The 17961-nt window shown below is 73.5% G+C and carries 16 protein-coding genes; 10 read left to right on the top strand and 6 right to left on the bottom strand.

Annotation, left to right across the window (positions count from 1 at the left end):
• Window positions 1-22: 22 nt before the first annotated feature.
• Window positions 23-703, bottom strand: coding sequence for a response regulator transcription factor (locus HQQ85_RS05185; protein ID WP_173181394.1), 681 nt, complete (start codon window positions 701-703; stop codon window positions 23-25).
• Window positions 704-795: 92 nt separating this feature from the next.
• On the opposite strand from HQQ85_RS05185, the gene HQQ85_RS05180 reads away from it, so the two are divergent.
• Window positions 796-2007 (top strand): sensor histidine kinase, encoded by a 1212-nt coding sequence (locus HQQ85_RS05180; protein ID WP_173181393.1) that lies wholly within the window; start codon window positions 796-798, stop codon window positions 2005-2007.
• Window positions 2004-3293, top strand: coding sequence for a hypothetical protein (locus HQQ85_RS05175; RefSeq protein ID WP_173181392.1), 1290 nt, complete (start codon window positions 2004-2006; stop codon window positions 3291-3293). Before HQQ85_RS05180 ends, HQQ85_RS05175 begins: the two co-directional genes overlap by 4 nt.
• A gap of 86 nt (window positions 3294-3379) precedes the next feature.
• On the opposite strand, the gene HQQ85_RS05170 is transcribed toward HQQ85_RS05175, so the two are convergent.
• Complete coding sequence (locus tag HQQ85_RS05170; RefSeq protein WP_173181391.1) at window positions 3380-3745, bottom strand: hypothetical protein; 366 nt, start codon at window positions 3743-3745, stop codon at window positions 3380-3382.
• A gap of 185 nt (window positions 3746-3930) precedes the next feature.
• Entirely contained in the window at window positions 3931-4680 is a 750-nt protein-coding gene (locus HQQ85_RS05165; protein WP_173181390.1) for a GAP family protein, read from the bottom strand.
• A 91-nt stretch (window positions 4681-4771) separates the two neighbouring features.
• On the opposite strand from HQQ85_RS05165, the gene HQQ85_RS05160 reads away from it, so the two are divergent.
• From HQQ85_RS05160 to HQQ85_RS05150, 3 genes are all read left to right on the top strand, one after another.
• Window positions 4772-6130: a F390 synthetase-related protein gene (locus HQQ85_RS05160; RefSeq protein ID WP_173181389.1), complete on the top strand. Its 1359-nt coding sequence runs from the start codon at window positions 4772-4774 to the stop codon at window positions 6128-6130.
• Entirely contained in the window at window positions 6127-8442 is a 2316-nt protein-coding gene (locus HQQ85_RS05155; protein WP_173181388.1) for an NAD-dependent epimerase/dehydratase family protein, read from the top strand. Before HQQ85_RS05160 ends, HQQ85_RS05155 begins: the two co-directional genes overlap by 4 nt.
• 65 nt (window positions 8443-8507) lie before the next feature.
• The gene (locus HQQ85_RS05150; RefSeq protein ID WP_173181387.1) at window positions 8508-9320 is read left to right on the top strand and encodes a carbon-nitrogen hydrolase family protein; all 813 of its coding nucleotides are present in this window, start codon (window positions 8508-8510) and stop codon (window positions 9318-9320) included.
• Window positions 9321-9349: 29 nt separating this feature from the next.
• Here HQQ85_RS05150 and HQQ85_RS05145 read toward each other — a convergent pair whose 3' ends face one another.
• Window positions 9350-10543, bottom strand: a complete 1194-nt coding sequence (locus HQQ85_RS05145; protein ID WP_173181386.1) for an aminotransferase class I/II-fold pyridoxal phosphate-dependent enzyme — start codon at window positions 10541-10543, stop codon at window positions 9350-9352.
• Between the two features lie 177 nt (window positions 10544-10720).
• Here HQQ85_RS05145 and HQQ85_RS05140 point away from each other — a divergent pair, with 177 nt between their 5' ends.
• The 5 genes from HQQ85_RS05140 to HQQ85_RS05120 all read left to right on the top strand — a co-directional run bounded on the left by HQQ85_RS05140 (window position 10721) and on the right by HQQ85_RS05120 (window position 16731).
• On the top strand, window positions 10721-12403 hold the full coding sequence (locus HQQ85_RS05140; protein ID WP_173181385.1) for a S1C family serine protease: 1683 nt from the start codon (window positions 10721-10723) through the stop codon (window positions 12401-12403).
• Window positions 12404-12529: 126 nt separating this feature from the next.
• Entirely contained in the window at window positions 12530-13618 is a 1089-nt protein-coding gene (locus HQQ85_RS05135; RefSeq protein ID WP_173181384.1) for a glycosyltransferase family 2 protein, read from the top strand.
• A 2-nt stretch (window positions 13619-13620) separates the two neighbouring features.
• Complete coding sequence (locus HQQ85_RS05130; RefSeq protein WP_173181383.1) at window positions 13621-14427, top strand: CDP-alcohol phosphatidyltransferase family protein; 807 nt, start codon at window positions 13621-13623, stop codon at window positions 14425-14427.
• Between the two features lie 50 nt (window positions 14428-14477).
• Window positions 14478-15326: a glycosyltransferase family 2 protein gene (locus tag HQQ85_RS05125; RefSeq protein ID WP_371741767.1), complete on the top strand. Its 849-nt coding sequence runs from the start codon at window positions 14478-14480 to the stop codon at window positions 15324-15326.
• A 124-nt stretch (window positions 15327-15450) separates the two neighbouring features.
• On the top strand, window positions 15451-16731 hold the full coding sequence (locus tag HQQ85_RS05120; RefSeq protein ID WP_371741766.1) for a CDP-glycerol glycerophosphotransferase family protein: 1281 nt from the start codon (window positions 15451-15453) through the stop codon (window positions 16729-16731).
• Window positions 16732-16787: 56 nt separating this feature from the next.
• Here the strand turns inward: HQQ85_RS05120 and HQQ85_RS05115 are convergent, their stop codons facing one another.
• Both HQQ85_RS05115 and HQQ85_RS05110 read right to left on the bottom strand, forming a co-directional pair.
• Complete coding sequence (locus HQQ85_RS05115) at window positions 16788-17009, bottom strand: hypothetical protein (protein ID WP_173181382.1); 222 nt, start codon at window positions 17007-17009, stop codon at window positions 16788-16790.
• A gap of 89 nt (window positions 17010-17098) precedes the next feature.
• Window positions 17099-17932, bottom strand: a complete 834-nt coding sequence (locus HQQ85_RS05110; protein ID WP_216851420.1) for a hypothetical protein — start codon at window positions 17930-17932, stop codon at window positions 17099-17101.
• Between the last annotated feature and the right edge of the window lie 29 nt (window positions 17933-17961).

Here is a 17961-nt window from a genome sequence, read left to right as displayed (position 1 = left end):
GGGCTCGCAGCCTCGGGTGCCGTCAGGCGTCTTCGGTGGCCGCCGCGGGCGTGCGGCCCGTGTCGTCGAGGAGGATGAGGCCGTCACGGATGGCCTGGTTGCGCAGCGCCACCTTCGATCCCACGTCGATGCCCGCCAGCCGGTACTTCGCCCGCAGCCGCTTCAGGTGCGACTTGGCCGTCTGCTCGGTGATCTGCAGCACGGTCGCGATCCGCTTGGCCGACTCGCCCGAGCCGTACAGCGCCATCACCCGCCGCTCCTGCGCGCTCAGCTTCGCCATCGCCGGAGCGGCGTCGAGCTGCAGCCCCACCAGCGGCGACACGAAGCGGTTGCCGGCCAGCGCCAGGCGGATGGCCTCGACGATCGTCTCGGCGCCCTCGCTCTTGACGATGTAGCCGTGGGCGCCGGCCGCGAGGGCCTCGCGCACCACGGCGGGCTCGGAGTACGTGCTCATCATGACGGTCTTGACCCCGGCGGTGTCGAGCGCGCGCAGCTTGATCGAGACCGGCAGGTCGTCCTTCAGGTCGAGGTCGAGCAGCACCACGTCGACGGGGAACTCCGGATGCGCGAGCAGCTCGGGCCACGTCGTCACCGCCGCGACGCAGACGATGTCGTCGGCCGCGCTCTTGATCCATTCGGTCAGGGCGGTCAGGAGCATCCGGTGGTCGTCGACGATCGCGATGCGCACAACGTCCCTGGCCATAGGCGCAAGCCTCCCACGCCGCCCCGGGCCGCACGGTCCCCCCTTCCGGGGCAATCGTCGGAGGCGCCGGCCGGCCGCGCTATCTTCGACAGATGGCGACCCACCTCCCGGCCTCGGAAGCGCCCTCCGTGCCGGGGGCGCCGGGTTCGGGCGAGCATCTGCGGCTCGGCATCATCTGCGCCCGCCGCTTCGGCGTCGTCGCCACCGTCTGCGCCGCCGTGAACCTCGCAGTCCCCGAGCACGCGCGCATCGCGGCGTTCGTCCCGACGCTCGTCGGCATGCTGCTGATGACGATCGGGTTCCTCGCCCTGACCCCCCGGAACGGCCGTCTCGTGGTCACGCTGACCTACTGCGCCGCCCTGGCCACGCTCGGCACCTTCCTGCTGCCCGGAGCCGCCGTGAACGACAATCCCACGCTGGCCACCATCACGGCGCTGGCGTCGATGGCGGTGCCGTCGCTCTTCGTCGCGGTGGCCGAGCTCCGCGCGCTCGGCCTGATCGTGGCGGTGACGGTGCTGCCGGTGTCCGTGCTGGCGTGGGCGGGCACCGTGCAGACCGGGCGGGCACCGTTCGTCGTGCTCGCGATCGTCGGCGGCTGGACAGCGATGCTCGGCGCCGGGCTGTGGCTCGCGCGGAGCGCCCGGCAGGCCGAGATCGGCCAGGCGCGGCTGCGGGAGAGCTACGCCGCCGAGCGCCGTTCGACCGAGGCGGAGGCCGAGCTGCGCTACGGCGCGCGGATGATGCACGACACCGTGCTGGCGACCCTCACCCTGATCGCCCACTCCGGCCAGGGCGTCCCGCCCGAGACGCTGCGGGCGCAGGCGGCGAACGACAGCGCCCTGCTCGAGCAGCTGCGCACCGAGGGCACCCTGGGCGGCCAGCGCGATCGGCCGACGGATGCGCTTCCGCACTCCGCCGCCACAGCCGACCCCTGGGCGACCGTCCGGGCCTGGTGCCAGGTGCACGGGATGGACGCGACCTGGCACGGCGAGGAGACCGGCAGTGCGCGTCCGGTGAGCCGGGCCGCACTGGTCGGCGCGGTGGCCGACTGCCTCGAGGCGGTGCGGCGCCATGGGGGAGTCCGGGCGGCCGACGTCACCCTGAGCGGCGATGACACGAGGCTGCGCGCGGTGGTCACCGACAGCGGAGACGGCTTCGCGGCGGCGGTCCCGCCGGCCCGCCCGTCGGCTGCCGAGTCGGCGATCGACGCCGTCCACCGCCGCCTCGCCGCGGCCGGCGGCTCGCTGCGCGTCTTCTCCTCCCCGGGTCGCGGCACGACGGTGCTGATCGAGGTGCCGCGGTGACCCCCGTCCGCCCGAGCCCGCGGACGGCGGCCGTCGACGGTGGCGGTGGCCGTGGCCGTGGCAGTGGCAGTGGCAGTGGTGGTGTCGAGGAGGCCGTCGCGGGGCGAGCCGGGTCGCTCGCGCAGCTGGTGGCCGGGATGCGCGGGGGGCCGGAGGCCCGCGGGCGGCTGCGGGCGCGCATCCGTCGTGACCGGAACCTCAGCGCCGGGTACCTGGGGCTCGGCTTCAACCTGTTCGCGGTGCTGCTGCTCATCCGTGGGCTGGCCTCGCTCGGCTGGTCGTGGGGCGAGGGGGAGTGGCGCTGGCTGTCGCTCGTGGCGTGGGCGCTGCTGATCGTGACGTTCGCGGCATCGTTCCTCGCGGCCCGGCTGCGCGGGGGGATCCTGCCGGCGCGGCTGTCGCTGCTCGTCATCGGGTCGGGCTTCGCCGCGATGCTGCTCGACCTCGGCGCCTTCCTGCTCGACGGCGGCCGAGGCGTCTACCCGACGGCGACGATCGGCTTCGGTGCGTGCCTGATCGCGTGCCTGCCGCGGCAGCCGCTGCGCTGGAGCGTCGTCGGCACCGTGGTGCTCACCGCGACCGGCACGGGCACCGTGCTCGTGGGCTGGGCGAACGACCCGCAGAGCCTCTCGACGGGCGTCACCGGGGTGCTGCTCGGGCTGGCTCCGGTGCTGGCCGGGGTGTCGATGATCCAGGCGGCCGACCGCTACCTCGGCCGCACCATCGACCAGGCCGTCACGGGCAGTCTCGTCACCGCGCCCGCGCTCGGACACGGGGTGCTCGCGGCCTCGGAGCTGCGGCGCCTCGACGGCGACGCCGAGCGACTGCTGGCCGGGGTCGCGGCCCTGCCGGCGGGCGGGGCGATCGACGCGGAGACGGCCGCATCCGCTGCTCAGCTCGGCGACGGACTGCGCCTCGCGCTGCTGGCCGACCACGAGCAGACCTGGCTGCAGCTCGCCGTCTCGGAGTCGGAGCACCTCGGCGACGTCGTGCGCATCGTCGACCCCTCGCTGCTGGCCGCACGCCTCGGCGCCGAGCAGCGGCAGCTCGTGCTGGCGCTGGTGTGGCTGCTGGTGGCGACGGCGCCGCCGTCGGCTCCGGCGCTCGACCTCACCCTCGTGCCGTCGCGGCCGGGGGCGGGGGCACCGCCGGCCATCGCGTTCGCGCTCGCGGGAACGCACCGCCGGGCGATCGACCCGGCCGTCTGGCCGCTGTTCACCCGTCTCGGCCGGCACACGATCGACCTCGGCACGGGGCGGGCCCTCGTGGTGGTCGAGCTGGCCTGAGCGCCGCTGCTCCGGCTCGGCTGCTCCGGCGCCGCTGCTCCGGCGCGGCTGCTCCGGCTCGGCTGCTCCGGTTCGGCCGCTCCGGCTCAGCTCGTGCGGGTCAGCAGGGCGAGGGTGAGGGTCAGGGCGAAGAGCAGGGCTGCGGCGATCGACGAGGACCCCGCCGAGATCGCCGTCTTGGTCGACCGAGCGTTCAGGTCGAACGGTCGGCCGGCCCACCCCTCGGCACGCACCGCGCGCACGGCGGCGACGAGCCCGGCGACACCGAGTGCCATCGAGGCGACCAGTGCGGCGAGCAGCACGATCACGAGCGGTGATCCGAGCAGCCTGGGCGCGGCCACGACGATGACCACGAGGGCGATCACCTGCGCGACCCAGAGCAGGGCCGCGGCCAGGGCGAGCCGGCGGGCGCGGCCCGTGAGAGTGGTGGGGTCGGGGTTCCGGATGCTCATGCGGCGGTCTCGGCTCGGTGGGCGGTCACGGGTCCTCCGTCTCGTCGCGGCACCCGGGTGGTCCGCTGCGGGAAGCCTAGGGTCGGGGCCGTCCTGCCCGAGCCGCCTGGACGCAGGTTGCCCCGCTTTGGGGTGGGATGACGAGCGGCGAACGGTGGACCGGAGGCGACCCCGCTCGGGGCTGGTCAGAAGCGGGTGAGGCCGCTGCCGATGATGACCGTGCCGAGCACGAGGAGGACGACGGTGGTGACGGTGGAGCTGTTGCGGGCGATCCAGTCGCGGAGCTCGCGCAGCGGGCCGATGGTGCGGGTGGGGTCGATCAGCGCGAACAGGATCGGCACCGCCAGCGTCGAGATGCCCAGCACCACGAACACCGCGCCCGCCCCGACCTCGTCGGCGAGCGGGGCCCCGCCGGCGGCGATGGCGACGCCCGCGGCGAGGGTGAGCAGGAGATTCTTCGGACGGAGCATCAGTACGAAGCCGACCCCGAGCGAGGGCAGCGGCCCGAGCGTCGTGAGTCGCGTCATCCAGGCGGGCGGAGCGGCCGCGTCGGTGGCGGCGTCAACGTCGGCTGCGACAGGGGTGTCGGCGTCGGCACCGGCTGCGGCAGGTGCGGCGGCGCGGCGGGCCCGGGCTCGCGAGCGCGCGCGGCCGAAGCGAACGGCCGCCAGGGCGAGCAGCGCCGCGCCGATCACGAGCTCGATGGTCGCGATCAGCGGGTTCGGCTCCGCCGGCTGCACGGGCGGAAGGAGCGAGGCGACCACGGCGAACAGGGTCGTCAGCCCGGCGAGCCCGACGACGGCGCCGATCAGGTAGGCGAGCGCCGACCAGCGGCTGCGCGGCGACAGCAGGATCAGCACCATCACCACGATCGGCACCGAGCTGAGCGCCACCCCGAGCGCGAGCGGCAGGAGATGCCCGATGATCGCCGCCATGCGGTCAGTCTAGGAGCAGCACCGCCCTTCGGGTCCACTGCGCCGAGTGCGCCGCCGCGTCGGCGGGCGCGGGCCTGCGTATCCTGTCGGGATGGGCGGGTCGATGAACGAGGGGATGCTTCGAGCGCTCCTCGTCACGCGCTTCGTGCGGGCGCGGTGGGGGTATCGCTTCCGCAGCCGGCGCCACCTCGAGGCCTGGCAGCGACGGCGGATGCACGCATTCGTCCGCCGTGCCCGCCGCGCCCCGTACTGGGCCGGCCTCCGTGCCCGCGACTTCCCGATCACCGACAAGGCCGCCCTGCTCGAGCACTTCGACGCGATGAACACCCGCGGCGTGCGGCTGACCGAGGCGCTCGCCGCGGCCCAGGCCGCCGAGCGCTCCCGCGACTTCACGCCGACCGTCGCGGGCGACCTCACCGTCGGGCTGTCCAGCGGCACCTCGGGGCGGCGCGGCGCCTTCCTCGTCAGCCCCCGCGAACGGATGCTCTGGGCCGGCACCGTGCTCGCCCGCGTCCTCGACCGTGCCGCGGTGCGGCAGCTCCTCACGCCGTGGCGGCCTCCCGTCACGATCGCGTTCTTCCTGCGGGCGGGCGGCGGACTCTACGAGTCCGTGGCGAGCTCGCGGGTGCGGTTCGCGTTCTTCGACCTCACCGAGCCGTTCGACGGGCTCGCGCGGCGGCTGGCCGGGGCGGGGGAGGTGACGGTGCTGGTGGGTCCGGCATCCGTTCTCGAGGCCCTCGCCATGGCGTCGGCCGACGCGGGCATCGGGGCGCCACGGCTCGTCGTGTCGGTGGCCGAGGTGCTCGACCCCGAGACCGCCGAGCGAATCGTGGCGGCGTGGGGCGTGCGACCGCGGCAGGTCTACCAGGCGACCGAGGGGATGCTCGCCCTGCCGTGCGACGTGGGCGAACTTCATCTCGCCGAGGAGACCGTGCGGTTCGACCGGGAGTGGCTCGACGCGGAGCGCACGCGGTTCGTGCCCGTGGTCACCGATCTCGAGCGGCGCACGCAGATCATCGCGCGGTACCGGCTCGACGACGTCGTGCGGGTCGACCCGCAGGCGCCCGATCGCTGCGCCTGCGGTCGGGTCACCACCGTCGTGGCCGGGATCGACGGCCGGGCCGACGCCGTGCTGCGGCTGCCGGCGAGCGACGGCTCGCGGCTCGTCGACGTGTTCCCCGACGTGCTGCGGAGGGCCCTCGCGCTCGAGTCGGCCGCTTTCGCCGACTGGCGTGTCACCCAGCGCGGTACCGCGGTGCACGTCGCTCTCGCCCCCGCCCCCGACCCCAAGGCTCCGCCCGAGCCGTCCGCCGCCGCCCGCGCGGCGGTCGAGCGGGGGCTCCTCGAGGTCTTCGAGACGGCCGGATGCTCGGCCACGATCGTGCACGACCCCTGGACGCCGCGCGACCCGGCCGTCAAGGTGCGCCGCATCGTAAGGGAGTCGCCGTGAACGCAACCGAACCGGAGCGCGACCGCGAACCCCGCCCAGGGACCGCCGGCTCCGGCCGCCCGCTGCGGGTGCTCGTCACGGGCGCCTCGGGGTTCGTCGGCGGCGCACTGCTGGCGCGGCTCCGCCGCGACCCGGGGTTCGACGCGATCGGCATCGGGCGCCGCCCCGCCACGACCGACGGCTACCGCGCGCTCGACCTCGCGAGCCCGCATGCCCCCGCCGCGCTCGACGCGCTCCCCGCCCCCGATGTGATCGTGCACGCCGCCGCCCGCAGCTCCCCGTGGGGCACCCGGGCCGAGTTCGAGCGGGAGAACGTCGGCCTCACGTCCACGGTGCTGGCCTACGCCGCGCGGCTGCCGGTGCCGCCGCGCGTCGTGTTCGTCTCGAGTGCCTCGGTGCTGACGCGGGCCGCCGACCAGCTCGGCATCCCTTCGGATGCCGCCGCGCATCCGCCGTTCATCAGCCGCTACGCCGCCACGAAGGCCGCCGCCGAGGACCTCGTGCGCCGCCACCCCGGTGACTGGGTCGTGCTGCGCCCCCGCGCGGTCTTCGGCCCGGGCGACACCACCCTGATGCCCCGCGTGCTCGGCGCGGCCGCCGCCGGCCGCCTGCCCGAGTTCGTCACCCCGGCGCCCGTAGTCTCGGATCTCGTGCACATCGACACCCTCGTCGAGCACCTCGTGCGCGCCGCGACCCGACCCGCCGCCGCCGGCCGCACCCTCGTGGTCACCGGGGGAGAGCCGGTCGAGCTGCAGGCGGTGGTGCTCCGGATGCTCGCCGCCGCCGGCCTCCCCGCGCCCCGCCGGCGGGTGCCGCGCCTGGTCGCACTGGCCGCAGCCGGGGCCGTCGAGCTCGCCTGGCGCCTCGCCCGCCGCCCCGGTGAGCCCCCGATCACGAGGTACTCGGTCAGCGTGTACGCCTTCTCGACCACCTTCGACGACACCGCGACCCGTGCCGTGCTCGGCGAGCCGCTGGTGCCCACCCGGGAGGGTCTCGACCGCCTGATCGCGGACCTCGCCGCCGCCCGCCCCACGCCCGCCCGCCCCGCGCCCGCCCGCCCCGCGCCCGCCCGCCCCGCCGCGGGGGCCGAACGACGCTGGGAGGAACGGGTGCAGCGCACAGCGCATCCGCTCGCCTACCCGCTGCTCGCGCGCATCCGCCGCCCCACGCTGCGGGTGCCCCGGATCGGCGTGATCGTCGCCGACGCCGCCCTGCTTCGGGCCGTGCTGCTCGACACCGAGAGCTTCAGCAAGACCGGCCCCGGATCGTCCGCCGAGCTCTGGACGCCCGTGCTCGGCCCCTCGGTGCTGCTCAACATGGAGGGCGCCGACCACGCCGCCCTGCGCCGGCGCCTGGCGCCTCTGTTCGCCCCCGCCTTCGTGGGCGCGCTGACCAAGGAGACCATCGGGGAGGGCGCCGACCGTCTGACCGAGCGTCTCGTCGCGGGGGAGCCGGTCGACCTCGTGGCCGAGGTGCGCGAGTACGCCGGGCAGGTGATCAGCCGTCTTGTCGGCCTGGACCGCGGCGTGATGGGCGAGGAGCTCTTCGCCCGGGTCTCCGCGATCACCGGCTTCGTCTCGCTCGCCCGGCCGCGCTTCACACCATCGCAGATCGCCGAGGCCCGCGAGGTGCTCGACGAGCTGACCCGGCACGCCCGCCGCGCGTACCGCGAGGCGCCGGCCGGCCTCGGCCTCGGCCCCGAGGCGATCGCCGCCGGCGACGCCCACGTGACCCCGCACGAGACCCTCCCCGGCCGGATGCGCGGCCTCGGCCTCTCGGAGGAGGAGGCCATGGGCGCGGTCGGAGCCTTCGTGCTCACCGGCACGGAGACGCTCGTCTCCTACCTGCCGCGGCTCGTCGCGATCCTCGCCGACACGGGCTGGCTCGACGTGCTCGCCCACGACCGCAGCCTGCTCGACGCCGCGATCGGCGAGGGCCTGCGGGTCACGACGCCGTCGCCGGTGATGCTCCGCAGCGTCGAACGGGAGGCGCGCGTGGGGGAGGAGGCCGTGCATCCGGGAGACCGCCTCGTGCTCGCCACCTTCCTCGCGAACCGGGGAGCCGGGAGGTTCGACCCCGTGGGCAACCCGGCGGCGTCGCTCAAGCAGCTCTGGTTCGGGGCAGGGGCGCACTTCTGCCTCGGCGCCCCGCTCGCGATGGCGCAGATCCAGCGCACGATCGGCGCGGTGCTCGACGCGCACGCCGAGGCCCCGCTGGACGTGACGGGCCGCCGGGCCCAGCGCGGCGCCCTTATCCCGGCCTACCGCACGCTGACGCTCGCCCGCCCGACGGGCACGGGCACCCGGCGGTAGGGTCGAGGCATGCGTGCAGCCCAGAAGCCCGGTCTCCTCGCCCGCCGCGTCGAGGCGGCCGGAGCATGACCCCGCCCGGCTTCGGTGTCGCGGTCGCGCAGTTCGCCCCCGGCGACGACGTCGACGCGAACCTCGCGACCATCGCCCGTCTCGCCCGGCGCGCGGCCGACCGCGGCGCGTCGCTCGTGGTGTTCCCCGAATACTCCTCCTTCTTCGTCGACCCCCTCGGCGAGCGGATGCTCGAGCACGCCCAGCCCGTCGACGGACCCTTCGTGTCGGCCCTCGCCGACCTCGCCCGCGAGCTCGACGTGCACCTCGTGGCCGGTCTCGTGGCGACGTCCGCGCATCCTGGACGCTTCGCCAACCGCCTCGTCGCGATCGACCCCGTCGACGGACTCGTGGCGACGTACAGCAAGCTGCACCTCTACGACGCCTTCGGCGCCCAGGAGAGCGACTGGGTGGAGGTCGGGGAGATCGCCGAGCCCGAGACCTTCTCGATCCAGGGCGTGACGATCGGGCTGCAGACCTGCTACGACATCCGCTTCCCCGAGGTGACGAGGCGGCTCGTCGACGCCGGCGCCGACCTCGTGGCCGTGCCCGCCGAGTGGGTGCGCGGGCCACTGAAGGAGCACCACTGGCGCAGCCTCGTCACGGCGCGGGCGCTCGAGAACACGATCTACGTCGCGGCCGCCGACCAGACGCCGCCGATCGGCGTGGGGGCGAGCCTCGTGGTCGACCCGATGGGCGTCACGATCGCGTCGCTCGGCGAGCGGGAGGACGTGGCGGTGGCGTGGGTCGACCCGGCCCGCATCGACGAGGTGCGGCGGGTGAACCCGGCGCTGGCGCTGCGGCGCTTCTCCGTCGTGCCGAAGGCCTAGCCCGACCTGCGGAACAGCCGCCCGGCTGCCTACCGGCCGAGCCGGGCCAGCTGCGCCGCGGCGCGCTCGAGCACCTCGGTCTTCTTGCAGAACGCGAAACGCACGAGCGAGGCGTACTCGCCCGCGAGCTCGTCGTGGCAGAAGGCGCTGATCGGCACGCCGACCACGCCGGCGAGCGACGGCAGCTCGCGGCAGAGCACGCGCGCGTCGGCGTAGCCGAGCGGAGCGGCGTCGGCGACCACGAAGTAGGTGCCCCGTGGCGAGGAGACGTCGAAGCCCGCCTTGACGAGGCCCTGCGAGAGCAGGTCGCGCTTGGTCTTCAGCGTCGAGGCGATGCCGGTGAAGAACTCGTCGCCGAGACCGAGTCCGACCGCGACCGCCGGCTGGAACGGGGCGCCGTTGACGAAGGTGAGGAACTGCTTCACGGCGAGGATCGCGGTGACGATCTCCCGCGGAGCGACGATCCAGCCGATCTTCCAGCCGGTGACGCTGAAGGTCTTGCCGGCCGAGGAGATCGTGACCGTGCGCTCGCGCGCTCCCGCCAGCGACGCCACGGGGATGTGCGGTGCGTCGAAGACGAGGTGCTCGTAGACCTCGTCGGTGACGATGATCGCGTCGTGCTCGTGCGCCAGCTCGACGATCAGCTCGAGCGTCTCGAGCGGCAGCACGGTGCCGGTGGGGTTGTGCGGGTTGTTGATCAGGATGACCTTGGTGCGGTCGGTCACCGCCGCCCGCAGCTCGTCGTGGTCGGGCAGGAAGTCGTGTCCGCGCAGCGGCACCGTGACGTGGCGGCCCCGGGCGAGGGCGATCAGGCCGCCGTAGGCGTCGTAGAAGGGCTCGAGCGTGACGACCTCGTCGCCGTCGTCGACGAGCGCCAGGATGGTCGCGGCCAGGCCCTCGGTCGCCCCCGCGGTGACGAGCACCTCGGCGGGGTCGACCGCCAGCCCGTAGAAGCGCTCCTGGTGAACGGCGACCGCCTCGCGGAGCACCGGCATCCCGGGCCCCGGCGGGTACTGGTTCACCCCGTCGGCGATGGCGCGGCGGGCGGCCTCGAGCACCTCGGCCGGGCCATCCTCGTCGGGGAAGCCCTGGCCCAGGTTGATCGCGCCGGTCGAGGCGGCTAGGGCGCTCATCTCGGCGAAGATGGTCGAGGCGATCCGGCCGTCAGGGGCCAGGAGCCCGGCACCTCGGGCGGTGCGCTGCCAGGATCCGGTGAGGGTCATCCTTAGAACCTACCGCCACGGGGATGCCGTTCCGGGCCGGGAGGGGGATGCTCGATCATCGGCCGGACGGGCTTCCTAGGGTCGTCATAAGCACACGGCAGTCTGCATACAGCCTGGTCATAGAGAACGCCCAGTTTGGGTGAGGATGCTAGCCAGTGCTTGGAAGGAGCACCCCACATGTCAGAGAGCACCGAGAACCCCGAGGGCATTCCGGCCGACGACCAGCAGCCGAAGCACGACGCTCCGGCCTCGGAGACGGCGCCCGCGCACCACGACGACACCACCGCCGTCGTCCCTCCGATCACCCCGGCACAGTCGCCGACGCCCACGCAGGCCACCACCCCGCTTCCGCCGTACGACGCTCAGCAGCATCAGGCCTCGCACCAGCAGGCTCCCCAGCAGCACCAGGCCCCGCAGCAGCAGCCCGCCGCCTTCACGCCGCCCGCCGGCCCCGCGTACCCGGCCCCGCAGGGCCAGCCCGTGCAGCCCTCCCACTACGGCAACGGCTCCTTCGGCACCCCGCCGAACGGCACGCAGCCCTACGCCACGGCTCCGCACGACCCGAACTTCAACTCGGCGATGTACGCCGCCTCCGGCGCCTACGCCGACCAGAACAAGGCGCCCAAGGCGCCGAAGAAGCGCCGCGGCGGCCCCGCACTGATCGCGGCTCTCGCCATCGGAGCCCTGATCGGCGGCGCCTCGGGCGCCGGCGTCACCGCTCTCGTGGTGAGCCAGAACGGCGGCACCTCGTCGAACTCGGCCTCGAGCCCCACCAGCATCACGGTGAACAACCCCGATGACGCCAACCTCGTCACCGCGGTCGCCGCGAAGGCCTCGCCCTCGGTCGTGACCATCTCGGCCTCGGGCGACTCGGCCGCCGGCACCGGCTCGGGCGTCGTGCTCACCGCCGACGGCTACGTCGTGACGAACACCCACGTGGTCACGCTCGACGGCGCGACCGGCAGCGCCGAGATCAAGGCGCAGGCGAACGACGGCACCATCTACAACGCGACGGTCGTCGGCACCGACCCGGTCGCCGACCTCGCCGTGATCAAGCTCACCGACGCGAAGAACCTCACCCCGATCGAGTTCGCCGACTCCTCCAAGCTCGAGGTCGGCGACCAGACCGTGGCCATCGGCTCGCCGCTCGGCCTGAACGGCACGGTCACCAACGGCATCGTCAGCGCACTGAACCGCAGCATCACGGTCGCCTCCTCCGCCGCTCCCGAGGACACCGAGACGAACCCGAGCCCCGACCAGGGCGAGCAGGGCCCGTACGACTTCTGGAACTTCGACCTGCCGGGCCAGGACCCGCAGCAGGAGCAGCAGGCCCCCACCCAGCAGCAGTCCATCTCGCTCTCGGTCATCCAGACCGACGCGGCGATCAACCCGGGCAACTCCGGCGGCGCGCTGCTGAACGACAAGGGCGAGCTGATCGGCATCAACGTGGCGATCGCGAGCGCCGGCTCCGGCAGCGAGAGCGGCGGCCAGTCGGGCAACATCGGTGTGGGCTTCTCCATCCCGGCGAACCTCGTCAAGCGCGTCACCGGCGAGATCATCGACAACGGCAAGGCCACCCACGGCCTGCTCGGTGCCTCCGTCGCCGACGCGGCGTCGCAGCCGAACAGCACGCAGGGCGGTGCCTACATCGACTCCGTCAGCTCCGGTGGAGCGGCCGAGGCCGCGGGCTTGAAGGCGGGCGACATCGTCACCGCGTTCAACGGTCAGCCGGTCACCGACTCGATCGACCTCACGGCGCTGGTGCGCACGCAGCCCGCGGGCGGCAGTGCCGAGCTGACCTTCCTCCGAGACGGCAAGTCGCAGACGGTCGACGTCACCCTCGGCGAACTCGCCGGCTAGGGCTTCCCTGCTCCGTCCCGAGCCCGGGATCACCCGGCTGATAGGCTCGTCGTCGCACTCCAGCGGCGGCGGGCCTTCCGTCGTCCGGGGCGGCACGACCAGCACCACTATCGACGAGCGGATGCGATGACCGACCTCTCTGGCCCGCCAGCGCCCGAGTACGCCGACCTCGGGCTGCCGGGCGTCTCCTACGTCATGCCCGTGCTGAACGAGGTCACCCACGTGGAGGCCGCCATCGCGAGCCTGCTCGACCAGGACTACACCGGCCCCTTCGACGTCATCGTCGCCCTCGGCCCCTCGATCGACGGCACGACCGAGCTGGTGGAGCGGCTCTCGGCGGTCGACCCGCGCATCCGGGTGATCGAGAACCCCACCGGGTCGACCCCCAGCGGGCTGAACGTCGCCATCGGAGCCTCGCGCTACCCCGTGGTGGTGCGGGTCGACGCCCACTCGCTGCTGCCGCGCGACTACACCCGCATCGCGGTCGAGGCGCTCGTGCGCACCGACGCGGCGAACGTCGGCGGCATCATGCAGGCCGAGGGCACCACGGCCTTCGAGCGTGCGGTGGCCCACGCCTACGGCTCCAAGGCCGGCCTCGGCGGCGGCGCCCACCACGTCGGCGGCGTCGAGGGGCCGGCCGAGACCGTCTACCTCGGGGTGTTCCAGCGCGCGTGGCTGACGAAGGTCGGCCTCTTCAACGAGGACATCCGCCGCGGCCAGGACTGGGAGCTCAACCGGCGACTCCGCGAAGCGGGCGGCACGGTCTGGTTCACGCCTCGGCTCGTGGTGATCTACCGGCCCCGGCCCTCGCTCGAGCGTCTCGCCCGGCAGTTCTTCTCGACCGGGCTCTGGCGCGGCGAGCTCGCCCGTCGCTTCTTCACGGCGAACGCCCTGAAGTACTTCGTGCCGCCCGTCATGGTCACGGCGGCAGCGCTCGGCTTCCTGCTCGGCGTCGCCGGGCTCATCACGCTCGCGGTCGCGGGCGACGACGCGGCTCGCACCACCGGTGCGATCCTGACGGCGGGCTTCGTCGTGCCGCTGGTCTACCTCGTCTTCGTCGCGGTCGCGGCCCTCGGCGCGGCGCGCAGCCAGGGCGCACGCGCGGGCGCCTGGTTTCTCGTAGTCTTGCCGTGCATCCATTTCAGCTGGGGCCTCGGTTTCATCCTCGGATTCCTGAAGCTCACGAAGAACATCACCGCGCACACGGGAAGGTGACCGTGCCCCACGCCCCCTCCGCCCGGCCGACCTCGATCGCCGAGCTCAAGGCCATCGCGCAGCCCCCCGAGGTGCGCGGCCGCCGCAACGCCGAGCACTGGACGGCGTCGCTGTACCTGCGCCGGCTCTCGCCCTATGTCACGTGGATGCTGCTGAAGACCTCCATCTCGGCCAACGGCGTCACCGGCCTGATGATCCTCACGGGCTGGGCCACCGCGGCCGCCCTGCTCGTGCCGGGCATCGGCGGAGCGGCCCTCGCCCTGGTGCTGGGGCAGCTGCAGATGCTCGTCGACTGCTGCGACGGCGAGGTCGCCCGCTGGCGCCGCACGTCCTCGCCCGCCGGGGTCTTCCTCGACAAGGTCGGGCACTACACCACCGAGTCGCTCATCCCGATCGCCCTCGGCATCCGCGCCGCCGGCTACCCGTTCGAGGCGCCCGAGGACTTCCTCTGGACGACGCTCGGCCTCCTGCTGGCGCTCGTGATCGTGCTGAACAAGGCGCTGAACGACATGGTGCACGTCGCCCGGGCCAACGCCGGGCTCGACAAGCTGGCCGACAAGAAGGGCGAGTCCGAGCCGTCCCAGGCCCTCGTCGCCCGACTGCGCCGCGCCGCGCGCTTCCTGCCCTTCCACCGGCTGTACCACTCGGTCGAGCTGACGATGCTGATCTTCGCGTTCGCCGTCGTGGGTCTGTTCATCGGCGGGGTGCTCGCCGACCGCATCCTGCTGGTCGCGCTCGTGCCGCTGTCGCTGCTCGCGCTGGTCGGGCACTTCGTGGCGATCATGGCCTCCAAGCGGGTGCGCTCCTGAGCGAGGCGACCCCGGCGGGTGGTGCGGGCGGGCCCCGGCCCACCATCGGCGTGGTTCTGCTCACCCAGGGCACGCGCCCGGCCGACCTCCTGCGCGGAGCGCGGTCGCTGCTGGCCCAGCAGGGGGTCGGCCTCGACATCGTCTGCGTCGGCAACGGCTGGGTCCCGACGGGGCTTCCGGATGCTCTGCGAACCCTCGCCCTGCCCGAGAACGTCGGCATCCCCGCCGGCCGCAACGCCGGGGCTGACGCCGTCACGGGCGAGTACGTCTTCTTCCTCGACGATGACGCCTCGCTGCCGTCGCCGACGTTCCTCGCGGACGCGGTCGCCCGGCTGCGCGCCGACCCCTCGATCGGGCTGCTGCAGCCGCGGGTGGTCGACCCCGAGGGGCGCGAGAACCCGCGCCGGTGGGTGCCGCGCATCCGCAAGGGCTCGCCCGAGGAGTCGGGGCCCGTGTTCTCGGTCTGGGAGGGCGCCACGCTGCTGCCCCGGGCCGTCTTCGACCGCACGGGCGGCTGGGCCGCACCGTTCTTCTACGCCCACGAGGGCATCGAGCTCGCCTGGCGGGTCTGGGACCAGGGGCTCCGCACCTGGTACGACGGCGAGCTCGTGGCGAACCACCCGGCGATCGAGCCGACGCGGCACTCGTACTACTACCGGCTGAACGCGCGGAACCGGGTGTGGCTCGCGAAGCGCAACCTCCCGGCCGTGCTGGTGCCGCTGTACGTCGGCAGCTGGACGGGCATCCAGCTGCTGCGCTGGGCGCGGCGTCCGGCGGCGCTGAAGGCCTGGTTCGGCGGCTGGGCCGAGGGCTGGCGGAGCGACGCGGGGGAGCGGCGGCCGATGTCGTGGCGCACCGTGCTGCGGATGGCGCGGGCCGGGCGGCCGCCGATCGTCTGATCGCCTCGGGGGCGGACGCGCATCCGCTCGCTCGACAGGTGACGAAGGTCACGATTGCCTAAAGAACACCCCGGACGGCCCCGATTCGGGGGGTGGCCCCGAACGCCCTGGTTAGCCTTGACGGGTGGGACTGCTGAACGATGCGAAGCTCGGGTGGAACGTCGTCCGCGACCTCGTCAAGGCGCGCTCGATGCGCCGCCGGCTGGCCGGGCAGCTCGCCTCCCGGGCGCCGCTGCCGGCCCGTCACTTCGAGATCGGCGTGTACTTCGCCGACGGCCCGGTGAACCTCTACCAGCTGCGGCAGTGGTACGCCCCGCTCGCGGAGCTGGCGAAGACGCACCCGGTCGTGATCCTCAGCCGCAACCCGGCCGGCACCAGTGCTCTTCTCGAGGAGTCGCCGGTGCCGGTGGCCTACGTGCGCACGGTGCGCGACCTCGAGGACTTCCTCGGCGAGCACGAGCTCAAGATCGTGCTGTACGTCAATCAGAACGCTCGCAATTTCCAGATGATGCGCTACGGCCGCCGGTGGCACGTGTTCATCAATCACGGTGAGAGCGACAAGATGTACATGACGACCAACCAGTTCAAGGCCTATGACTACAGCCTGGTGGCGGGCGACGCGGCCATCGCGCGGTTGCAGCGGGTGCTCTGGGACTTCGACTTCGACAAGCGCGCCATCCCGATCGGGCGGCCCCAGGCCGACCACTACTCGGGTCGCACGCCGTTCACGTCCGACGATCGCACCGTGGTGCTCTACGCGCCGACGTGGGAGGGCGATCGCGCGGCGGCCGCGTACGGCTCCATCGCCTCGCACGGGGTGGCGCTCGTGCGAGACGTGCTCGCCTCGCCCTCGCACCGGCTGATCTACCGTCCGCACCCGCGGAGCGGCGTGTTCGACCCGGCCTACGCCGCGGCGAACCGGGAGATCATGGCAGCCATCGCGGCGGCGAACCGGGCCGACCCGTCGGCGCAGCACGTGCACGACACGGGTGCCGAGCTCGGCTGGCAGCTCGCCGCCGCCGACATCGCGATCGTCGACGTCTCGGCGATGGTCTACGACCGGCTCGCCACGGGCAAGCCGCTGCTCATCACGCGGCCGGTGGCGCCCGAGGCGCAGATCGACATGGGCGGCTATCTCTCGGACTGCGAATGGCTGACCGTCGAGCAGGCACCGCAGGTGCGCGCGCGCCTCGACGAGCTCTCGCACGACTCGGCTGCCGGCGTGCGGCTCGGGCGCTGGGTGCGGCACTACTTCGGCGACACGACGCCGGGGGCGGCGACGGCGCGGTTCCACGGCGCGATCGAGCAGCTGCTCGCCGAGTGGGAGCGGAACGCGGTGCTGCACGCGAGAGACGAGCCGGTGGCGCTGGGTGACACCGAGGCCGAGGCCGACGAGAAGGACTGACCGGGCGGGCCGGGGCTAACGGGCGCCGACCTTCGCGCCGTACGTTTGTGCCGGGGCTAGCGCGCGCCGGTGCGGGCGACGAAGTACTTCGCCACGATGACCGCGACTCCCGCGATCAACAGGAACACGGCGGCGGTGACGAGCATCGGCGTGAAGTCGTAGCCGGTCTCGGCGAGCACCGGGCGGGCCTCGTGGTCGTCGCCGGCGAACGCGGCGGCCGAACCGAGCCCGAGGAAGGCGAAGGTGGCGAGCACGGCGGCGGCGACACGATACTTCATGACGACCCCCTCCTCGTTCGAACCACTGATTGCGCTTATATACCCTCGGTCGAACACCAGGCTACCACTGCCAGGTGGAGCACAGGAGTTCAGATGCGGATCTCCGGCACGGCCGTGTCGTTCTGCGGCCCCTCGCCGCGGGGACCCGGCGCCTCGATGGCGGCCTGACGGCGACGGGGCAGGATGCGCATCACGCCCTTCTTCGGCGGGGCGACGTCGACCGGCTTCGCACCCTTCGGCGCCTTGATCGTGATGGCGAGGGCCTCGGGGAAGGTGAGGGGCGGAGCGCCGAACGCCGAGCGCGCCGACTGGATGACCGTTCGGCCGAGCATCAGGTTGCCCACCCCGCCGATCGCGGCGCCGACCCCGAACGGGATGGCGCGGCCGACCGCATTCGTGCCCTGCCCGATGGCGAAGCGCCTGAGGAACACCTTCTTCAGCTGATCGGCGACCGGCCCCACGACGAACTGCGGCAGGCTCGAGGTGACGACCTGGCCCCAGTACGCGTTCCGGCCGAGGCCTCCGGTGGCCTGGCCCGCGATCTGCTTGAGCAGGTCGCTGCCCGCCTTGCCCATGATCAGCGTCATCACGAGCGCCCGCGCCCGGTCGGGGTCGTCGACCGCGATGCCGTGCACCTCGGTGACCGACTGCGCGAACAGCGCGGTGGTCTCGAGGAAGCCCGCCGTCTCGACCGCCGACAGGCCGAGCGAGACCCCGGTGCCGACGAAGGGGAACATGGCGCTCGCCCCGACGGCCGCGCCGCCGCTCGTCACCGCGGTCACGTAGCGGCGCTCGAGGATGGCGAGCAGCTGCTCGGGCGTGGCGTTCGGGTGCAGCCGGCGGATGCTGCGCAGATGCGCGAGCACGGCCGGGCGGTGGACGCTCAGCAGGAGGTCGATGTTGCGCTCGAGACGTGTGGGCATGCTTCTACTCTGGTGCGTTCGGCTGAGAT

Origin of the sequence: Herbiconiux sp. VKM Ac-2851, from assembly GCF_013205105.1 — a bacterium.
Classification (GTDB): Bacteria; Actinomycetota; Actinomycetes; order Actinomycetales; family Microbacteriaceae; genus Herbiconiux; species Herbiconiux flava.
Note: the sequence above shows the minus strand (reverse complement) of the source record. Positions and strands in the feature narration are given on the sequence as shown.